Raw genomic sequence first — 3,456 nt, 5'->3', positions numbered from 1 at the left:
GGTCACCCTCTTCGAAAAAATCCCTTTAAACAATGACTTTTTCGATACCAAACATATCCTGGAAGATGACATGGTTTCTAACCAACTGAATTTGTTCAACAATTAACCGGACGCTAGTGATGGCGAATTACTTTTTAATTGAGTAAGCATCTCCTCTTCGATGTCGTTTCTAAGTTGCTGATACGCGACATCGAGTGCTTCTTCGGGCGTTTGATCATTATCGTGACTAGCATCAACCTCCGAAGAAAGTATAGGGCGTATTAACGGCCTATTGAAAGTAGACACCCTCGCTGATTCTATCGACTGGGCTTGCTGATCTGTTGAAGTTCCCGCCTATTTACCCGAAAATTCTGTTCGCGGTGTTGAGCATGCCATTCGTTACCGTTCAATGCTGAACGGGAGCACGCAACAGCTCATGCCATGCGGTTTTCACTGGCTTCCTTGCTGGCGGAGTGCTGTTGGGCTGGAATCCTTCCCGGCGAAAAGAGGCAATGTCCCAGGTGGCGCTCTGGTCGGTGGCACCAGCAATGGCCGAGTCGTTGTTTCCTGTTCTTTCTGGCGCAGGTGAGTCAGTATTCGATCGATGACGTCCTGGTTCTCGATACTGGAGATGACCCTGACAGGTCCGCCGCAACGGCCACAGACCTCGATATCGATGTTGAAGGAAAGTGCTAAACGAGGTTCCGGGGATTAAGCAACTCTGCAAGCCTGTCCATCGGCAGGTCTGTCATTTCTGCAGCCACATCCAGTATCGGGCGTTTCTCCGCATAAGCACGCTTGGCGATTTCCGCAGCCTTGCTATAGCCTATTTCGTTGTTCAGGGCAGTCACCAGTATTGGGTTATTGGCAAGGCTGGCCTGTATGTTCTCGGTGTTGAACACGAAATCGGCGATGCAGTTGTCCGCCAGCGCCTTGCAGCTATTGGTGAGCAGGGTAATGCTTTGCAGCAGGTTGTGCGCTATCACCGGTAGCATTACATTGAGCTGGAAGTTTCCAGACTGGCCTGCGATGGTGATAACGCTATCGTTGCCAATCACCTGGGCAGCTGCCATCGCTACGGCCTCTGGTATTACGGGGTTGACCTTGCCCGGCATGATGCTGCTCCCCGGCTGCAGGGGTTTGAGAGTGAGTTCAGCCAGTCCCGTCAGCGGGCCGCTGTTCATCCAGCGCAGATCATTGGCGATCTTCAGCAGGGCCACGGCCAGAGACTTGAGCTGGCCTGATAATGCCACTGCGACATCCTGGCTGGCGATGGCGGCAAAATAGTTTTCCGCAGGCGTAAATGGGCGTCCGCTGCACTCAGTCAGGTGAAAACAGAACCGGGTGGCGAACTGTGGATCGGCATTGATTCCCGTACCCACAGCAGTGCCGCCCTGTGCCAGCTGGCGCAATTGTGGCCGGGAGCCCTCAATACGTTGTGCGCCAAGGGTCATTTGCGCGCGCCAACCGGAGAGCTCCTGTGCCAGGCTGATCGGCATAGCGTCCATCAAGTGGGTCCTGCCCGTTTTGATGAGGTCGTTGGAGTGCTCTTCGCGTGCTGCGATGACGCCTGCCAGATGTGCTATGGCAGGAAGCAACTGATTTTCCAGCGCCAACTCGGCACTCACATGAATAGCCGTGGGAATAACATCGTTGCTGCTCTGGCTGCAATTCACATGGTCATTAGGGTGTACCGGCATCCCTAGTTGCTGTGCGGCCAGTGTGGCGATGACCTCGTTGGCATTCATGTTTGTGCTGGTGCCCGAGCCTGTTTGGAACACATCCACGGGGAACTGATCGTGATGCTCACCATTGGAGATAGACATTGCCGCAGCTGCGATGCCATCTGCCACGGTGGACTCCAGCAGTCCCACATCAGCATTGGCGCGTGCGGCCGCTGCCTTGATCAGGCCCAGGCTGGAGATGAATCCGCCGGGCAAGGTAATGCCGCTGAATTGGAAGTTGTCTATGGCCCGCTGTGTTTGCGCCCCGTATAAAGCCTGGGCAGGGACCTTTACCTCACCCAGGCTGTCTTGCTCGGTGCGAAACTCAGTCATGACATAATCTCATTGTCGGGCCTCCCCGGTAATGCGATTGAGGACGTAAGTCAGCACGCCTCCGGCCCGGTAGTATTCAACTTCCACCAGTGTATCCAGCCTGGATTGCAATTGTATTTCGCGTTGTTTCCCATCCGGGTAGTGAACCACGGCAGGCAGTAGTTGTTTGGGCTCAAGTTTCCCATCGATACCCAGAATATCGAAAGTTTCATCGCCGTTCAGCCCCAGGGTCTTGCGCGTTTCACCGGGCATGAATTGCAGGGGTAATACCCCCATACCGACCAGGTTGGAGCGGTGGATGCGCTCAAAGCTTTCCACGATGACCGCTTTGACACCCAGTAATAGCGTGCCCTTAGCCGCCCAGTCCCGGCTGGAACCCGTACCATACTCGCGGCCACCAACCACAACAGTGCTGATACCCCTGGCGACATAATCCATGGCGGCATCGTAAATGAACTGTGGTTCGGACTGACCCTGCGACCGGGTATAGCCGCCCTCCAGTTCCGGCGTCATTTCATTGCGGATGCGGATATTGCCGAAGGTGCCCCGCATCATCACCTGGTGGTTGCCACGCCGCGAACCGTAGGAATTGAATTCGCTCTCGGCGACACCATGGTCGCGCAGATACATGGCTGCCGGGCTATCCAGGGGTATGGCGCCTGCCGGGGAAATATGATCGGTGGTGACAGAGTCCCCCAGCATGGCCAGCATAGGCGCGGCCAGTATATTCTGCCGGTTGCCTTGGTATTGCTCCTCGAAAAACGGCGGAAGCTGGATGTAGGTAGAGTCCTCGGCGAAGGCATAGCTGGCGCCACCACTGACTTCGATGTTCCGCCAGCTGTCGCCGCCGTCAAATACAGCGCCATACTCTTTCCTGAACATGTCGCTATTGACGGTTTGCACTACCTCGGCAATCTCCGCATTGCTGGGCCAGATATCGCGCAGGTAGACGGGGTCTCCATTCTTATCCGTACCCAATGCATCCTGGCTGAGGTCAATACGGGTGGTTCCCGCCAGAGCATAGGCCACAACCAAGGGTGGGGAGGCCAGCCAGTTGGCCTTGACCAATGGGTGAATACGGCCTTCAAAATTGCGATTGCCGGACAGGACTCCGCAGGCAACCAGGTCGTTGCGGGCAATAGTGTCGGCAACAGCCGCTGGCAGAGGGCCTGAGTTGCCGATACAGGTGGTGCAGCCGTAGCCCACCAGATTGAAGCCCAGGTCATCCAGCGATTCCTGTAGCCCGGCCTGTGTCAGGTAGTCCGTTACAACTTTTGATCCCGGGGCCAGCGAGGACTTTGATCCTGCCCACTGATGATGGACACCCTGCTAAGCGAGTAAACTACGCTACAGAGGTGAACCATGACCAGCAAGACAGGATCGAAAAAGACGACGCGGAAGCAGTATGCGCCTGAGTTCA

At 55.6% G+C, this 3,456-nt stretch carries 2 protein-coding genes; both read right to left on the bottom strand.

Features of this window, described 5'->3' with window-relative positions:
* Nucleotides 1–671 precede the first annotated feature (671 nt).
* The gene (locus tag DWB85_RS19180; protein WP_117957672.1) at nucleotides 672–2,036 is read right to left on the bottom strand and encodes a class II fumarate hydratase; all 1,365 of its coding nucleotides are present in this window, start codon (nucleotides 2,034–2,036) and stop codon (nucleotides 672–674) included.
* 9 nt (nucleotides 2,037–2,045) lie between these two features.
* Nucleotides 2,046–3,326: an aconitase family protein gene (locus tag DWB85_RS19175; RefSeq protein WP_275401001.1), complete on the bottom strand. Its 1,281-nt coding sequence runs from the start codon at nucleotides 3,324–3,326 to the stop codon at nucleotides 2,046–2,048.
* Nucleotides 3,327–3,456 lie beyond the last annotated feature (130 nt).

It is taken from the genome of Seongchinamella sediminis, from assembly GCF_003457605.1.
GTDB lineage: Bacteria > Pseudomonadota > Gammaproteobacteria > Pseudomonadales > Halieaceae > Halioglobus > Halioglobus sediminis.
This window is presented reverse-complemented; position numbering and strand designations above follow the sequence as displayed.

Bases quoted from the DNA above. Each gene is read 5' to 3' on its own strand.
- DWB85_RS19180 (WP_117957672.1), bottom strand. From the start codon at position 2,036: ATGACTGAGTTTCGCACCGAGCAAGACAGCCTGGGTGAGGTAAAGGTC.